General features: G+C 43.3%; 15 protein-coding genes. 7 read left to right on the top strand and 8 right to left on the bottom strand.

From position 1 onward, the window contains the following. Positions 1 to 51: 51 nt before the first annotated feature. Positions 52 to 1383 (bottom strand): glycerophosphodiester phosphodiesterase family protein, encoded by a 1332-nt coding sequence (locus tag BET10_RS18780; protein ID WP_070987281.1) that lies wholly within the window; start codon positions 1381 to 1383, stop codon positions 52 to 54. A gap of 138 nt (positions 1384 to 1521) precedes the next feature. Beyond that, positions 1522 to 2247 (bottom strand): sulfate transporter CysZ, encoded by a 726-nt coding sequence (gene cysZ, locus BET10_RS18775; RefSeq protein ID WP_070987278.1) that lies wholly within the window; start codon positions 2245 to 2247, stop codon positions 1522 to 1524. A 232-nt stretch (positions 2248 to 2479) separates the two neighbouring features. Here cysZ and paeA point away from each other — a divergent pair, with 232 nt between their 5' ends. The 5 genes from paeA (at position 2480) to speB (ending at position 7879) form a co-directional block, all read left to right on the top strand. Continuing rightward, a complete protein-coding gene (gene paeA / locus BET10_RS18770) occupies positions 2480 to 3781 on the top strand; it encodes a polyamine export protein PaeA (protein ID WP_070987276.1) in 1302 nt (433 codons plus the stop codon). A gap of 76 nt (positions 3782 to 3857) precedes the next feature. After that, positions 3858 to 4139 (top strand): hypothetical protein, encoded by a 282-nt coding sequence (locus BET10_RS18765; RefSeq protein ID WP_070987274.1) that lies wholly within the window; start codon positions 3858 to 3860, stop codon positions 4137 to 4139. 65 nt (positions 4140 to 4204) lie between these two features. Beyond that, a complete protein-coding gene (locus BET10_RS18760) occupies positions 4205 to 4795 on the top strand; it encodes a CBS domain-containing protein (protein WP_070987272.1) in 591 nt (196 codons plus the stop codon). A gap of 243 nt (positions 4796 to 5038) precedes the next feature. Continuing rightward, the gene (gene speA / locus BET10_RS18755; RefSeq protein WP_070987269.1) at positions 5039 to 6952 is read left to right on the top strand and encodes a biosynthetic arginine decarboxylase; all 1914 of its coding nucleotides are present in this window, start codon (positions 5039 to 5041) and stop codon (positions 6950 to 6952) included. 3 nt (positions 6953 to 6955) lie between these two features. Next, complete coding sequence (speB, locus tag BET10_RS18750; protein ID WP_070987267.1) at positions 6956 to 7879, top strand: agmatinase; 924 nt, start codon at positions 6956 to 6958, stop codon at positions 7877 to 7879. A 43-nt stretch (positions 7880 to 7922) separates the two neighbouring features. On the opposite strand, the gene BET10_RS18745 is transcribed toward speB, so the two are convergent. Then, entirely contained in the window at positions 7923 to 8219 is a 297-nt protein-coding gene (locus BET10_RS18745; protein ID WP_070987265.1) for a hypothetical protein, read from the bottom strand. A gap of 426 nt (positions 8220 to 8645) precedes the next feature. Here BET10_RS18745 and BET10_RS18740 point away from each other — a divergent pair, with 426 nt between their 5' ends. Continuing rightward, positions 8646 to 9341 carry a helix-turn-helix transcriptional regulator gene (locus BET10_RS18740; RefSeq protein WP_070987263.1) on the top strand — a complete coding sequence of 232 codons (696 nt, stop codon included), beginning with the start codon at positions 8646 to 8648 and terminating at the stop codon, positions 9339 to 9341. On the opposite strand, the gene BET10_RS18735 is transcribed toward BET10_RS18740, so the two are convergent. From BET10_RS18735 to BET10_RS18715, 5 genes are all read right to left on the bottom strand, one after another. Beyond that, positions 9295 to 10119 carry a CsgG/HfaB family protein gene (locus BET10_RS18735; protein ID WP_070987261.1) on the bottom strand — a complete coding sequence of 275 codons (825 nt, stop codon included), beginning with the start codon at positions 10117 to 10119 and terminating at the stop codon, positions 9295 to 9297. The two genes, BET10_RS18740 and BET10_RS18735, sit on opposite strands and share 47 nt — an antisense overlap. After that, positions 10119 to 10529, bottom strand: coding sequence for a curli assembly protein CsgF (locus BET10_RS18730; RefSeq protein ID WP_070987259.1), 411 nt, complete (start codon positions 10527 to 10529; stop codon positions 10119 to 10121). Before BET10_RS18730 ends, BET10_RS18735 begins: the two co-directional genes overlap by 1 nt. Before the next feature lie 2 nt (positions 10530 to 10531). Beyond that, entirely contained in the window at positions 10532 to 10915 is a 384-nt protein-coding gene (locus BET10_RS18725) for a CsgE family curli-type amyloid fiber assembly protein (protein ID WP_070987256.1), read from the bottom strand. A 110-nt stretch (positions 10916 to 11025) separates the two neighbouring features. Continuing rightward, positions 11026 to 12546, bottom strand: a complete 1521-nt coding sequence (locus BET10_RS18720; RefSeq protein ID WP_070987254.1) for a hypothetical protein — start codon at positions 12544 to 12546, stop codon at positions 11026 to 11028. Positions 12547 to 12570: 24 nt separating this feature from the next. Beyond that, positions 12571 to 13038, bottom strand: coding sequence for a hypothetical protein (locus BET10_RS18715; protein ID WP_070987252.1), 468 nt, complete (start codon positions 13036 to 13038; stop codon positions 12571 to 12573). Between the two features lie 485 nt (positions 13039 to 13523). Here BET10_RS18715 and BET10_RS18710 point away from each other — a divergent pair, with 485 nt between their 5' ends. Then, entirely contained in the window at positions 13524 to 16025 is a 2502-nt protein-coding gene (locus tag BET10_RS18710; protein ID WP_070987250.1) for a S8 family serine peptidase, read from the top strand. The last annotated feature ends 40 nt before the right edge of the window (positions 16026 to 16065 follow it).

Below are 16065 nucleotides of genomic sequence, written 5' to 3'. Positions count from 1 at the left end.
TAAAAAAGCCCCTCGCAGGAGGGGCTAAACACTACTTAATGGTAACTGTTATTAAATGCTTGGAGTCATGTTCATGCAGCTAGCGTAGAAGCTGGTGGTAGCGGGCCAGTCGCTAAATACGCCGATGACACCAACTTGTGTGGCCAATACGTCGAGTAGTACCAACGCATCAGAGTCGTTGGTAACTGCATCACTGATGGATTGATAATACCAACCGCCGCCTGCTGCAAGCGGACCTGAACGCTCTAAAGTCCAAGTGATGATATCTAGACCCGCGGCTTTTGCTGCTTTGGCATACTCAGACGGGACGATATTACTGTCGTTGTCGAGTGTTACCAGCATCCAAAGTGGTGGCGCGATGATTTGCACACCTTCGTTTTTAAGCTCCGCCATGGTGGGTTGCCAAGTATCAGGGTTGTTTGGGTTAAAGCCAGCGATATCGTATCTGTCGTCGAGATAGACCGCCTGCGCGCCAAATTGTGCTTCGTTACTTATCCAGTATTTAACGTCTTCTAGGTTGAATGATTGTGCAAAAACATCCTCTGGAGCCACATCAAGCGCTTTGTACTCATCAATCATTTTTTGTGCGTACATCGCTTGTGTCATTCCTTCATAAGGCATAGGAACGTTGGCTGATTTTAGCTCTGGTGTCATTTTGACGTTGAGTGATTTGAATAACTCGATACTTTCTTTGTGCGTTAACAGTGTACCTTGGCTGGCGTATAAGTCCGTGCGCCAGTTTGCGGTGCCTTGTAGGTATTCTGCAACGGTTTTCGCATTTGGGTTAGCACCATCCATTTTACCTTTGAGCTGTCTAAACTCAGCAAGGGTGATGTCAGAAGTACAACACTGCGCACTAGCAGGTGCCCCCGTGGATTCATCGGCCGGCGTAAATGGCTGCGAGCACTTAGCCGCAAGTTCAGGAATGGCTAAAATGTTAGTGGTGGTATGTAAGTCACATTGTGAGTGACGACATACTAGCTCTTTGTCTTTGGTAAAGGTGACGTCACACTCTAAGATGCCTGCGCCCATTCTCGCAGCTGCAACATAAGACTCTTTGGTGTGTTCAGGGTATTGCATTGGTGCACCACGGTGACCGATTGAAAAGTCAGTTTTGTAAAAAGGCCCATCTTGACACGCCTGAAGTTTGGTTTTTAACTCGCCATCTTCCAGTTGATTTACTAGAAATTGTGCACGGGTACCAAGTTGTACATCGTTTGCGGCCCCTTTTGGCACTTCAACGATCACCGGCACTTCTACCTTTTCAATAACGGTAACGGGCTTTTCTACGACCACTTCTTTGGTCACTTCTTTGACTTCTGTGTCGTCGCAGCCGCTTAACGCAATGGCAGCACTGAGAGAAAGTAATAGCTTGAACTTCATTTGAGTACATCATCTTGTTTATAAATAGAGAACAAATGCTAAGTTATAAACATGACAATAGAATGATAACTCTATGACAAATATAGCAATAGAGTCATTTTAGAATCATAACTCTATTGCCTAGGTTGAAGTGTAATCTCAGCGGTAGTTTTGGCGGTAATTTTCAACCCATAGACGCGTTGCACCACAGACTGCAACCGGCATCACAATCAGGTTAACCACAGGGATAGAAGTGAGTATAAACACCGCAAAACCGAACCCATAAGACAAGCCTTGCTTGGTTTTTAGGTCTGCTTTCATTTGTTTAAAATGAATTTTATGATTATCGAATGGGTAATCGTTGTATTGTACGTTGTACATCCAACAGGTGAACATCACCCAGAGTATTTGTCCAACCAGTGGTAAAACCCAAAGTAAAATAAAAAAGCCAATTGCACGGGGCAGGTAGTAACACAATTTGGTCCACTCCCTACCGAGCATACGTGGTACATCTTTGAGTAAGTCAGCCAGTCCATCGTCATTAATTTTTTGCCCAGTTAAGTACATTTCTACTTTTTCGCTGAGCAAGCCATTGAATGGCGCAGCGATAAAATTGGTGATCACCGTAAAGACCATACTATAGCTAAACAAAATCACCATAATGGCAATGGGCCACATTAGCCATTCAAGCCAACTTAACCAGCTTGGTAAAAGATTATTTAGGTAGTCAAACCCTTGTGTTAGCCAATCGTATAAAAAGAATAATGAACTCCCGAACAGTAATACGTTGATCAACAAAGGAATAAAAACAAAACGCTTCAACCCTTTTTGCGTAATAAGAGAAAAGCCTGAGAGGAAGTACTCTATACCTTGAGTCAACTGCACAACATACCTCAAATAACATGGTTAAATTTCCCCATAGTATAAGCCCGCGCAGGTGGATGAATAAACGAAAATGCGTAACAAACTATTGCATAACCTAGCCATCTAAAAAAATATATTTCAACACATTGATTTTGAAGTGTTTATATTTGTTGCTTAGCATCTCGGTTAGGCTACAATTGCTCGCTTTTTGACTGATTCTTAAAGCGATAGCCTATTCTAGTGGAGAAAATAAGTGAGCGAATTGCTGGGTATTGTGTGCTTGATCCTGATCAGTGCGTTGTTTGCTATGTCTGAGATAGCGATTGCAGCCGCGCGCAAAATAAAGCTCAAGATTATGATGGACGAAGGACATCATGGTGCTGAACAAGTATTAAAGCTGCAGGCGCATCCTGGGGCGTTTTTTGCCATGGTTCAGATAGCCTTGAATGCCATTGCCATTTTGGGAGGAATTTTAGGAGAGCAGGCGCTTACCGAGTCTGTTAGTTATTATGTGAGCTTAGTGTATCAAGGACCATTGCTTGACAAGATTAGTTTTGCGGTATCGTTTTTAACGATCACCTCATTGTTCATTCTCTTTGCCGACTTGTTGCCTAAGCGCATAGCCATGTTGATGCCCGAAGCGGTCGCAGTAAGAGTGGTGACGCTGATGAATGCCATTACCACGGCATTTAAGCCTTTGGTGTTGTTTTTCAATGGTGTAACCAATTTAGTGTTGAAAATTTTTGGCTTTCCTACCGAGCGCAAAGATGAAGTCACTACGGAAGAAATTGTCGCTATTATGGATGCTGGTGCCAAAAGTGGTAGTTTGCAGGCGCAAGAGTATCAACTGATAGGTAATGTGTTAGAACTAGAGTGCCGAACATTGCCTATGGCGATGACAACCCGAGAATCGATTGTATTTTTAGACTTAGAAGATGATAGCGATACCATTAACCAGAAAATTCTCAATAATCCGCATAACCAATTTTTGGTGTGTGACGGTCATCTCGATAAACTACTGGGGTTTGTTGATACCAAGCAGCTTTTAAAGCAACTGTTACGCGGTGAAGCTGTTCATTTGAATGAGCAGATCATTGAAAAAGAGGTATTTTATCTACCAGAAACGCTTACTTTATCCGAAGCACTGAATGCCTTTAAATCGGCAAGTGAGCAGTTTGCGGTTGTGGTCAATGAATATGCTTTGATCGTCGGTATTGTGACCATCAAAGACTTAATGAGCAGCTTTATGGGAGATTTAGTGACTTTTCATGGCGAAGAACAAATCGTGCAACGCGACAGTGAGTCTTGGCTGGTGGATGGCGCAACGCCGATGGTTGACCTATGTCGTGTGCTGGGCTGGGAAGATGTACCAGAAGTAAATCAGTATGAAACGGTCGCAGGCTTTTTGATCTATCGCTTAAAGCGTTTACCTAAGCGTGCTGATCACATCATTTGCGATGGTTATAAATTTGAGGCAATTGATATTGAAGGTGTTCGGGTCGAGCAGCTTTTGGTCAGTCGATACAAAGAAGGTGGTGCGGAATTCACACTTTAGCCTTGCTTATTGTTTAGCGTGCCCATACACTGAAAATTAGGCGTTGCAATTTAGCGCCTAATAGTCGGGAGATAAAATGCGGTTTAGTAAGTGGTTTATCATATCTTGTTTGTGTGTGTTGTTCTTATCAGTGATCAATGCACCGTTGAGCTATGCCAAGATTGAAAATCACTATGAACAGCAACAATCTATCTATATCGACGCAGATCCCATAGACCATGATCCACAGGAACCAATAGTTGGTACATTGGATTATGAGTTTCATGTTGTAGGCGCTGGTCTCATAGCGTGTAAGGGTAGTGACTTCTACACTTACACAGCACAACACTTTAGTATTCGTGCCCCTCCTGTTTTGTAAGCCCACTTCACAATAATTAATACAAACTTTTTGTCGTTAGCTTATATTTAAAAACAGGTGTTGTTATGTCTACATACCAAACAATTGGCAGCCAAACCATTGGTGCCGAGACCCATTTTGAGACCACTTTGGACAGTGCTGTTACCGTTTCAATGGATAGCCCTGCCACGACTGTGATGCATGGCTTTCATCAAGTTCCGCCGCAACGCATAGACAGTAGTACTAGCGTGGCAGATGCTTTGTTGATCATGCAACAAACACATATGCGTATTAGTTTCGTGGTCGATCAGCAAAACAATATGCTTGGTATTATCTCCAAAGCGAGATTATCCAGCAGTTATGTTCCGAGAATTTCTGCGAAAAAAGGCATTAGTCGTGCTGAGCTGAGCGTTGCTGATGTCATGATCCCTTTGGCTTCACTCAACAGTGTCAATGAGTTAACACTACGTACAGCTAAAGTAGGTGACATTGTCAAAAGTATGGAAGCGTCAGGTCATGAACATCTACTGGTAATGAGTCAAGCGCCTGCTCGCATATGCGGTTATTTTGATCTCATTGATATGAGCCGTATGACGGGCAAAGCAATGAATCAACACAAGCGGGCCAGCTCGTTCAGTGAAATAGTTGATAGCCTTTGGCACCATGCAGAAATTTAATCAGATTCCAATTTACTTGCTGTCAATCTTTCTGATTTTCAGCAGATAAATTAGATGCTCCTATGAAATAAAGTTAATGAAAATCAAGGCACCGCGAGGTGCCTTTTTCATGCCAAAATTAATTTGAGCACGAGTTAAATTATTACTCTTTAAGAGTGAAATATTTTGTTAGACACAGGGGCACGATTTATTTCTAATGCGCAAAAATAAACACTGAACACTTTAGACTTTTAAGGAACTTTAATGGCCAAAAACATCTCTTCTGAACACGCGCGTGATTGCTATAACGTGCGTCATTGGAGCCAAGGTTTTTATGGTATCAATGATCAGGGAGAGGTTACTGCAATGCCAAAGCTGACACAGCCAGAACATGCAGTAACTTTGCTCAGCATTGCTGAGCAAATCAAATCACAAGGGTACACGTTGCCTGCATTGGTACGTTTTCCTCAAATATTGAGTCAACGCGTACACAGCATTTGTGATGCATTTAATCAGGCTATCTCAGACTATCAATATCCAGAAGATTATTTGTTGGTATATCCAATCAAGGTAAACCAACAACGTGAAGTGGTTGAAGGTTTGATAGCCAGTCAAGCGGGCAGCAATAAAAAGCAGCTTGGGTTAGAGGCGGGCAGTAAGGCTGAACTACTTACAGTATTGGCGATGAGCGAACAGACTTCGGCTGTGATCGTATGCAACGGTTACAAAGACAAAGAGTATGTACGTTTAGCTTTGCTGGGTGAAAAGCTCGGCCATCAGGTTTACATCGTATTAGAAAAGCGTTCAGAGCTTGATATTGTTATGGAACAAGCTAAGGCATTGAATGTGACTCCTCGCTTGGGTTTGCGAGTCAGGCTTGCATCTCAAGGCAAGGGCAAGTGGCAAGCAAGCGGTGGTGAAAAGTCTAAGTTTGGTCTGTCAGCGTCACAAGTTTTGGCGGTGATAGATCAGCTAGCGCAGGCCAAGTTGTTAAGTGCACTACAGTTAGTGCATTTTCATCTTGGCTCGCAAATGGCCAATATACGTGATGTAAGGTTGGGCGTGAGTGAAGCTGCGCGTTTTTATTGTGAGTTGCGCCGTTTAGGGGCTAACTTGCAGTGTTTAGATGTAGGTGGTGGACTGGCAGTTGATTATGATGGCACGCGCAGTCAGTCACATAACTCGATGAATTATAGCTTGGCGGAATATGCAAACAATATCGTGTACACCATAGGTGATACGTGTAAGCAATATCAGCAACCCATGCCGAGGATCATTTCTGAGTCGGGACGAGCTTTGACAGCACATCATGCGGTGCTAATCACAGATGTGATCGGTACCGAAAGCTATCAACCTGAAATTGTAGTTGCGCCAGAGCATGATGCACCACGTTTATTGCACAACATGTGGAGTTCATGGCAGGCGCTCAACGGTCAGCGAGATGATCGCGCCTTGATTGAGATTTATCACGACACTCAAGGCGACCTTGCCGAAGTGCATAGCCAATTTGCAATGGGATTGTTAAACCTTGAGCAACGGGCATGGGCTGAACAAATTAACTTAAGAGTGTGCTATGAACTTAATCAACGCATGGACAATAAGAATCGTTTCCATCGCCCAATCATTGACGAGTTGAGTGCGAAACTGGCGGATAAGTTCTTTGTTAACTTTTCATTGTTTCAGTCTCTGCCAGATGCGTGGGGAATTGAGCAGGTGTTTCCTGTGTTGCCATTGAGTGGTTTAACGGCGGAGCCGAAAAAGCGTGCGGTGCTACTGGATATTACCTGTGACTCGGACGGTACGGTTGAGCACTATGTAGATGGTCAGGGTATTGAAAGTACTTTGCCGGTGCCTGAATATCATGCTGATCAACCTTATTTACTTGGTTTTTTCCTCGTTGGCGCCTATCAGGAGATTTTAGGTGATATGCATAACTTGTTTGGCGATACTCACAGTGTGATAGCAACATTAGATAATGATGGGGTGCTGCATTTGAGTGATGTTGATGTCGGTGACTCGGTAGCGGATATGATGCGCTATGTACACTTAGATGTTGAACAGTTTAAAGCGAACTATGCAAAACTGGTGAGAAGCAAATTGCCAAAAGCTGAGCAGGCAATGTGTCTTGCAGAGCTTGAGCAAGGGTTAGATGGTTACACTTATTTGGAAGATGTTTAAGATATGAGCCAGTTGTTCGATCACACAGATCACTCGCTGTATTCAAATGGTATGACATTCTTGCGCCAGCCAATGGTGCGAGATATGACCCAGATTGACACCGATGTGGTGGTATTAGGATTACCATTTGATTTGGCGACCTCTGGCCGACCAGGCGCACGGTTAGGGCCTGATGCAATTAGAAGAGCATCGGTCCATTTGGCTTGGGAGTCGAAGAAGTACCCATGGACATTTTCATTGTGGGATAAGCTTAGTGTCTCTGATGCAGGTGATTTTACATATCCAATTGGTGACCCTGAATATTTTACTGCGCAGCTGGAGTTGGCGGCGCAGCAAATAATTTCTCAAGGTAAGACTTTGCTAGGGTTGGGGGGCGACCATTTTGTGACCCTGCCGCTTTTGCGTGCACACCATAAAATCTATGGTCAAATGGCACTGGTTCATTTTGATGCGCATACAGATACTTATAGCCAAGGATCTCGATATGATCATGGCACTATGTTTTATCACGCGCCGATGGAAGGCTTAATCAGTCAAGAGCATTCCATTCAGATTGGTATTAGAACTGAATATAACCAGAGTAATCATGGTTTTGATGTTATTGATGCCATGCAAGCAAATGATTTGAGCGCGCAGCAAATTGCTGAGCAGATAAAATCAAGAGTGGGTGATTTACCGGTCTATCTGACTTTTGATATCGATTGTTTAGATCCAGCCTTTGCACCAGGTACAGGGACTCCGGTGTGTGGCGGTTTAACCACGGATAAAGTGTTGAAAATTTTACGAGCCTTGCAAGGTGTAAACATGATTGGTATGGATGTGGTTGAAGTATCTCCTGCATACGATCAAAGCGAACTCACAGCAATCGCGGCGGCGACTATCGCTCACGAGTTATTACACCTTTGGGCTGTAAAGCATAGGCCTTAAAGTAAGCCTGATAGCAAAATGCCGAGCACAGCTCGGCATTTTTTTAATGATCTAAAAAGGGGAGGTGGTAGCGCCTTGCATACCAAATAAATAATGGTACTTCGAGTAGTAAAAACGTCACCAGTGTGAACCAAAACCAATTAACATCCATCACGATAAAACTAAATCGCATGTCGGTGTTATAAAATACCGAACCTACGACGCTAAGAGAAACACAAGCCGCAATACTGTCCTGAATCGATATTTTCTTCAACGTATTTGCGCGATATGGATAGACTAACCCATATGCGATTGTGAGCACGATCATATTTAATACGACCACATTAAACTCAATTCCCATAACTGCTTTGGCCTACTTCTAATTAGTGCTACCCACCAGATTTATTGACACTCAAACTTAAATACTACGCATATATTTGTCATGCCATTTAGCGTGCTCGGTAGCAGAGATTTCGTACTATACATCAAATCGGCCTATACATAGTTTTCTTTAGTACAAAATGATTATTTATTTACACAGAATAGGTGGTAATCAGTTCAGGTAAGACACCTTAATAGTGAAGTTGTTAAAATTTCAAGGTGAATTTTAATTTATCGAAATCTCGTAAAATCATGAAAATAGGAATTATATTTAACTTAAATTTAATATTTTAGTTTTGTTATAAAACATAATATTTACATATAAGCGGATTTTGTGTAGCTTGAAGATTCATGGGAACAAGACAGGCACAAATGAGGCTTGTCACTAGGTATAGCAGGATTGAACATGGTCAAAGTGAATTGTAAAGCGACGATAGTCACCCGAACCTTACAAGGGACACAGGAGCAAAGTCTAGAGTGTATCCAAAGTTTACTTAAGCTGTTGCAAATGCCTTGCAACATTGTACGCTGCGAAAAGTCATTTGTCGCATTGCCTGATGAGCAACTGGTATTTGTTGACCTTACCGGGTTCACGTGTGATGAGGTCTTTTCGTTTGATATGGCGGTGCTCGCTAAGCGAAAGTCATTGGTTCTATTCAATGCCACCGAAGGTCAGGTTGACGAACGTCGCGCTTTGCTTTCAGGTGTGAAGGGGGTGATATATGCTAAGGACGAACCAGATATTAAACTCAAAGGCATCAAAGCGATTAAAGATGGAGAGCTATGGTTTAGACGTAGCATTATCAGTAGCACTTTTTCAGAGCTATTGGTCGATCATGCGATTTTCAACACACCAGCACCTACGATTAAACAAGACGACAGTTCTTTCAATTTAACAAAAAGAGAAAAAACCATCGTTAAGTTGATAGCTGAAGGCGCACAAAATAAAGAAATTGCCAATAAACTACATATCAGCGATCACACGGTGAAAACACACCTCTACAGCGCATTTCGTAAGACCAAATCGCGAAACCGCATAGAGTTACTGAACTGGGCTAGACAGTTTTTCCCGGATGCGTTGACTCGCTCTTATTCTGAGTAGTGCTTTTGGCCGACCAGAGGCCTTTTTCTATGCCGCTATTGATAAGGTCCACGAGTGCCTTTTCAATGGCTTGTTTGACGCAGATATGCATAGGCTCGTTATTCGAATAACCACCTTCGGCTTCAGCTAGACGTTTGTAGCTTACATATCTGAAAAAGCCCGCGCGCATTTCTACGCTCAGTACTTTTTTGGTCGTGGCGACGGAAGTGAGCACCACGCCGGTACGAACGTCAACAGCACGCATATAGATTGAAATCACATCTTCGCGATACAGTTCGGATACGCCAATGCCAAAATACTCTGCACCTAAGCCGCCTGTTTTTGTGTTTGAGTCGTAACTTATAATTCCCCCTTCAAGAATAATCTTAGCTGTGGTGAGAGGAGGAAGTTGGCTGCTATTGTTATCACTCTCTTGCGCAGCCCGAATAATTTTTCGCTCCGTGAGAATATTTTGTAAACCCTCGCGCTCAACGGGAACAAACCAATCGGTTTCGCTCAAGGCTTGCACCAGAATCGCTGACGCACCTTGAGTAACCGCGGTTGAGAACGAGCTGACATTGGCAATCGGTTTGTACTGTCCTGTTTGGTCGCGAAACGAGTAGACCGAAACGGGAATACTTCCCATAGGTTTCGGTAATGCTTTGAGCTGTGAAAAGGTTGTCGTTTGCTCTAGAGTTTGCGCTTGTGTTGTCTCTGGAGGCAGGGTTTTACTGATATGGCTACATCCAGCCAGAAGTAGGTAAATTAGACCAGCGAGGGTGAGCTTACGTGTATTCATTAGCCAAACCTCGGTATTTCTATCGTTGTAACCTCGCCAGAAATAAGGTGTGTGATCTGAATAGTAATACTGTCAGCATTACTAGTAAGCAATTGAATTTGATAATCACCACTGGTAAACACCGAGTCTTGTCCAAACACATTTTCGTCTGAGCTTTCACCAAACGCCAGATCGGTGACTTCTCTTACGATTCTGTTGATGTAGGCTCTCTCAAGAGACTCCTGCATTTTTTCTGCATAGCTTTTTGGTTCAATATGGGCTTTGTGTTTATTTTGTGCCTGCGCCTTGTTCATCAACATATTCGCATTGAGGGGATTGCCGCCAAAGCTTGGGTTGATAGGTGTGTAAACTAGTTCACTGGCATAGCTGTATTGGCAACAAGCCAATATTAATAGTAAGTATTTTTTCATAGTTAAAGACCACTGCTTGATAAGTCATCACTAAACTTGCTGAAGTTATTGCTGGCAAGTACTTTGATAAGAATAAGTGCTGCTTGTTCTACTTGTTCGTCTATTGGAGATAGGCGTCTCCCTAAATACGTGGTGTACACTACCTGATGATTGAGTTCTACGGTTAAAACGGTGCCTGCTTTTGGTAACAATGTTTCTTTAATAGTGACGGTCGCACCTGTTGTCGCTGGGATGTCTCGCCACAATATACTAAGTTGTCGATAAAATTCATGCCCCGAACGGCTGATGCTTTGGTCTAACAAGAAGCCGCTAATATCCACGGCTTTAGCGCCAAAACTGATGCTGATGGAAATAATGATTCCTAGAGTTCTTATGATCTTGTGCATAAATCTAACTGCTCGTATAAAAAGTTACACCGCCGCCATACTGCCTGATTACACAATGAGTGGAATAAAGGGGAGGGCGCATTAAACGCCGCTCCTCATTGGATGGAGAATCATTGCTGTACAATCGTGGTCGTGTTGTAGTCACCAATTTGGGTGACAGACACATCTCCATTGAGCTGCGACATACCACCTTCTACGAGGTTGCCCGTGCCTGTTTGAGTGATATTCAAGCTCAAATCATTACCGGCAACCACAAATGCACCTTGGTCAACGCCTACTATCATATTCATATCCCCTGTTTGGGCAATGTCGATGCTGTTATTTGAGCCTTCAAGCATAAGGTCGATGGCATTGAGGTTACCTTCTTGAACAAGGTCAAGCGTGTTGTTTTGACTACTTGTTTCGCTACTAAGCGTTACGCTAGTATCGTTCTCGTTACCGATTTGGTTAAGCGTGATGTCGTTTGCTGAGGTGGTTAAACTCGTATCTGGGTGAGATGTTTGTATCATTGCATGGTTATCATCACCTACTTGATTGGTCACAAACACGTTGTCAGAGCCATTGAAGTTAGCTAAGTGGTTTACGTTACCATCACCAAGTTGCGTATTGGTAAACTGGTTATCATCACCAACGACACCCATGTAAGCGGTATTCAAACTACCCATCTGTAATGAGGTAAAGGTATTGTCATTACCAACCATGTCCACTTCAAGCGTATTCTCATTCCCTGTTTGTTGGCCATTTAGGTTGTTGTCATTTCCTACGATAAGACCACTACTAAAGCTATTATCATCGCCACGCTGTTGTACGATTAAGTTGTTGTCTTCACCTTCAACAATTGCAAAAGCGATAGTGTTATTGTTACCGTATTGTTCGCTCGCTAAACGGTTGTCGTCGCCATTGAGTAGGTCTACGAGGAGGTTGTTTTGGTCACCGTCTTGCTTGATTTTTATTTTGTTGTCATTACCTGTTAGCTCATTGATATCGGCTATGTTCCAAAAGCCATTTTGCTCAACTTCAAATTCATTGTTATCGCCGACAGCCTCTAGAACTCTAACTTCGTTCCACTCGCCGTCTTGCTCGATAGAAATCTCATTGTTATGACCTTGCAAGTCATTGATATAGGTCCAGTGTCCACCAGAACCTTGACGTACATTAATGGTATTTGCATCACCTTGTGCATTGACCTTAACTTCGTTACCGATGTCACCTAATCCTGCATTGCCGCTTTGCGACAGGGACAGCATGTTGGCATCTCCAGTCACAGCTAACTGAGTTTTCGCATCATTTCCAGATTGATAATTACTAATCTGGTTATCTAAACCGTCTACTGTCGCGATCTGTAAATTATTATTACCTGTTTGTTCACTGCTAAGTTTGTTGGCATCGCCTGTGATTGATAGCTGTGCGCCGTTAGTTTCGCCGCCTTGGGTTAGGTTGATTTCGTTACCCACGCCGGAGCCGCCCGTTGAGTTTTGAGTTATCTCAGCGCGGTTGTGCTGCGCACCAGCCATAAAGTCTGATTGAATAGCGCCTTGCGTGTTCTTGCTGGTTTGCTCAGCTGCAAGCGCAGCATTGCCACAACCTAATGCCATTGCGATGGCACAGGTAAGGAGAGACTTTTTAAGCATGATAGTTTCCTTCGTTAATCATTTTTATTTTGTAACGCTAATGTTGAGCACCATGTCACTACCAAGCTGATGGATCAGCAAAGATTGCTCACCAAGTTGCGTTAAATTGACGATATTGGCGTCACCTTGTTGCACTATGGAGGTAAAGTTATTATCGCCATACTGAATTAAGTTAACGCTATTGTTAGCGCCTGCTTGTGTTATGTCGGCCAAGTTGTTTGAACCCAGTTGCACAAGGGACACCAAGTTTATGTCGTCGCCTATTTGATTTATCGTTGCTTTATTTAATGTTCCATTTTGCTTAACCGTTGCGTGTAGCTGTGCATGCATTTGCAACGATGGGCTTATACTCAAAGATAAGGGGGACTCTATAAGATCTGGAGTGCTTGCAAAGTTGAACGGGCTATAAAGAAAACACGCAGTCAGCATGGAAAAGACACCACGTTGAAGGTGTGCTTTTGCTTGGTAACAGGTCCTTTCTTTTGTTAGCATTTTGTTTCACTTTTGCTTCATTCTCAAACCTTGTACCTCACATTAGACAAGTGTCCCCAAATAAGAAATACGAAATTTTAATGAAATATTAATTGATTTAAATCAACATCTTATTTGTTTGTCTGTTTTTTCGGGATTAAAAGCAGTAAAAAAGGTTGAGTTGTTATTCGCAAAATTCGTGGTGTAATAATACATTATTGTTAATTTTATGTTTTGTTTTGTGTTTTTAACCTGTTTTTGTGATTTTACGGGTAAGTACTTGCGGAACAGTAATTTTTGGTGTTTTCTGATTAGGTTGCTTAATTTATGTTTTAAGTACTTTGTAATTGTGCATACGAAGTATTTCATACGATGTACTCATATACTCGCGTTTAGATAAGTGGGAATTCATGAACGGTAGGCTCAGTTTTTGAGGCTGCAAAAGGTGTTTAGTTCGCGGCAAAAGCCAAGGCTGAACGACTATTACTTATTTATGGATCCCAACAATGAAATTAAAATTATCTGCTTTATCACTTGCACTTATTCCTTGCCTTTCACAGGCGGCTATTTCAATGGACACACAGCAGTCGATCACAGCATCTGAAGATGCGCTGATTGTTGTTTACAAAAAAGATTCAACGAAAGAGCAGCGTATCTCGGCACGAAAATTAGTTGCCGCGAAAATCTCTGACCTTAACAATGACGAAATCGATGATGCCTATCGTTATGTTTTGCAAGGTCGCTTAGCCAAATTCAAATTAGACAAAAAACGCTCGCACAAAGAAGCAATTGCCATGTTGAGCCAGCACCCTGCGGTTGAGTATGCTGAGCCAGATTACAAGGTAAGCGTTATGGGTATACCGGACGACGCGCGATTTGATGAGCTTTGGGGTTTACACAATACAGGTCAAACAGGCGGTACGGCGGATGCTGACATTGATGCCCCTGAAGCATGGGATATTTCTGTCGGTAGTCGCGATGTGATTGTTGGTGTCATTGACACTGGTGTTGACCACACTCACCCTGACCTTGCTGCCAACATGTGGGTGAACCCAAATGAAATCGCAGGAGATGGCATTGACAATGATGGCAACGGCTATATTGATGATGTGCACGGTATCAACGCTATCACAGGTGTGGGCGACCCTATGGATGACCAAGGCCATGGTACACACGTCTCTGGTACAATCGGTGCTCTGGGCAATGATGGTACAGGCGTAGCTGGTGTAAACCATGAAGTGTCTATTGTTGGTTGTAAGTTCTTAGATGCCTCTGGCAGCGGTACAACGTCAGATGCTATCAAGTGTATCGATTACCTAGTTGGTTTACGTGAAGCCGGCGTGGATATTCGCGTGTCAAACAACAGTTGGGGTGGGGGTGGTTTTAGCCAAGCATTAGCTGATGCACTTACAGCGTCTGAAGAAGCGGGTATTTTATTTGTTGCAGCAGCGGGTAACAGCGCGGTTGATAATGATTCATCACCACATTATCCATCAAGCTATGAGCATGAATCAGTATTAGCTGTGGCAAGTACCACTCACACAGATGATATGTCTAGCTTTTCACAATGGGGCTTAACCAGTGTTGACTTAGGTGCGCCAGGTTCAGCTATCCTATCGACAGTACCTGGTGGCGGTTATTCTTCGTATTCTGGTACGTCTATGGCGACACCTCATGTTGCTGGTGCAGCTGCGTTGACATTATCAGTCAACCCAACGCTTACCACCGCTGAGCTTAAAGCAATCTTGATGGACTCTGGCGATGATAATGCCGCGCTCAATGGTAAGGTGGTATCGGGTAAACGCTTAAATGTAGCAAATGCACTGGAAGCAGCAGACCCAGAACCAGGCTTTAGACTGTCAGTCACTCCGATGTCGCAAGAGATCGTTGCCGGTGAAAGCGCAAGCTACAACTTTGATGTGCTGTCGGTAGCTGATTGGACGGGTGAGATTGCACTAACGGTAGACAGTGAGTTACCAGGGGCCGTGTTGTCTTCTGAAATCGTTCAACCGGGAGAGAGTTTTGCGCTGAGTGTACCAACCACAGAAGATACCCAGTGGGGTAGCTACACATTCACGGTTACGGCAACCAGTGGTGAATTGGTAGAAACTAAGTCAGTGTCTGTCTATGTATATCCACAAGGTCTGAGTGAGTTCAATTACAGCAATGATACCAGTGCAGATATTCCTGATAACGACCCCGCAGGTATTACTTCCGTGATTACCGTTGCTGATGATGTAACTATCTTTGGTTCAAGCACATTCTTAGATATTACACATACTTATATCGGCGATTTGCTGGTTAGCTTAACTTCTCCACAGGGTACAACGGCGATATTACACAATAAAGCGGGTGGCAGTGCCGATGACATTAATCAGTCATTCGAATCTGATGCATTCAACGGTGAAGTGGCAACCGGCGATTGGGTACTACGTGTTGAAGACACCTATGCTCAAGATGTGGGCACATTGAACCAGTGGTCACTCACATTAACTGGCTTAGGTGACGTTTCACCGGCCGAACCTGTTGCAGGATTTAGTTATGTAGCAGATATGCTTAATGTTACCTTCACTGACAGTAGTACTGACGCAAACAATGACATTGTCAGCTGGGAGTGGGACTTTGGTGATGGCAATACATCAACAGAGCAAAACCCTGTACATGCTTATGGCGCAGCAGGTACGTATGATGTAGCGCTGAGTGTGACTGATGAAGGTGGTCGTACAAATACCAAAGTTCAGTCTGTGACTGTTGCAGATACGGTACTTGAGCTTAAAGTGAAGCGTGCAAACAAAACACGACTTGACTATGCGCGTATCGAACTTTCATACCAAGGTGCCACATCAGAGACGGTAGATGTGTACCGCGATGGTGTTAAAATTGACACTACTGACAACACAGGCACATACCGCGACTTCATCCGTCAAGCGACGCAGGAGCAGTATGTTTATAAGATTTGTGTTGGTGAAAACATCTGTTCAGAAGAAGTAACAGCTACATTTAACTAATTGATTAATTTCTAGTTAGCAAAAAAGAAAAAGCGAGGCC

It is taken from the genome of Pseudoalteromonas amylolytica (genome assembly GCF_001854605.1).
Lineage (GTDB): Bacteria > Pseudomonadota > Gammaproteobacteria > Enterobacterales > Alteromonadaceae > Pseudoalteromonas > Pseudoalteromonas amylolytica.
This window is presented reverse-complemented; position numbering and strand designations above follow the sequence as displayed.

What these genes read in the sequence shown, in the direction of transcription:
- BET10_RS18730 (WP_070987259.1), bottom strand. Translation starts at nt 10,529, where the DNA reads ATGAAAAAATACTTACTATTAATATTGGCTTGTTGCCAATACAGCTAT.
- speB (WP_070987267.1), top strand. Translation starts at nt 6,956, where the DNA reads ATGAGCCAGTTGTTCGATCACACAGATCACTCGCTGTATTCAAATGGT.
- BET10_RS18765 (WP_070987274.1), top strand. Translation starts at nt 3,858, where the DNA reads ATGCGGTTTAGTAAGTGGTTTATCATATCTTGTTTGTGTGTGTTGTTC.
- BET10_RS18715 (WP_070987252.1), bottom strand. Translation starts at nt 13,038, where the DNA reads ATGCTAACAAAAGAAAGGACCTGTTACCAAGCAAAAGCACACCTTCAA.
- BET10_RS18745 (WP_070987265.1), bottom strand. Translation starts at nt 8,219, where the DNA reads ATGGGAATTGAGTTTAATGTGGTCGTATTAAATATGATCGTGCTCACA.
- BET10_RS18760 (WP_070987272.1), top strand. Translation starts at nt 4,205, where the DNA reads ATGTCTACATACCAAACAATTGGCAGCCAAACCATTGGTGCCGAGACC.
- BET10_RS18780 (WP_070987281.1), bottom strand. Translation starts at nt 1,383, where the DNA reads ATGAAGTTCAAGCTATTACTTTCTCTCAGTGCTGCCATTGCGTTAAGC.
- BET10_RS18720 (WP_070987254.1), bottom strand. Translation starts at nt 12,546, where the DNA reads ATGCTTAAAAAGTCTCTCCTTACCTGTGCCATCGCAATGGCATTAGGT.
- BET10_RS18740 (WP_070987263.1), top strand. Translation starts at nt 8,646, where the DNA reads ATGGTCAAAGTGAATTGTAAAGCGACGATAGTCACCCGAACCTTACAA.
- BET10_RS18735 (WP_070987261.1), bottom strand. Translation starts at nt 10,119, where the DNA reads ATGAATACACGTAAGCTCACCCTCGCTGGTCTAATTTACCTACTTCTG.
- speA (WP_070987269.1), top strand. Translation starts at nt 5,039, where the DNA reads ATGGCCAAAAACATCTCTTCTGAACACGCGCGTGATTGCTATAACGTG.
- BET10_RS18710 (WP_070987250.1), top strand. Translation starts at nt 13,524, where the DNA reads ATGAAATTAAAATTATCTGCTTTATCACTTGCACTTATTCCTTGCCTT.
- BET10_RS18725 (WP_070987256.1), bottom strand. Translation starts at nt 10,915, where the DNA reads ATGCACAAGATCATAAGAACTCTAGGAATCATTATTTCCATCAGCATC.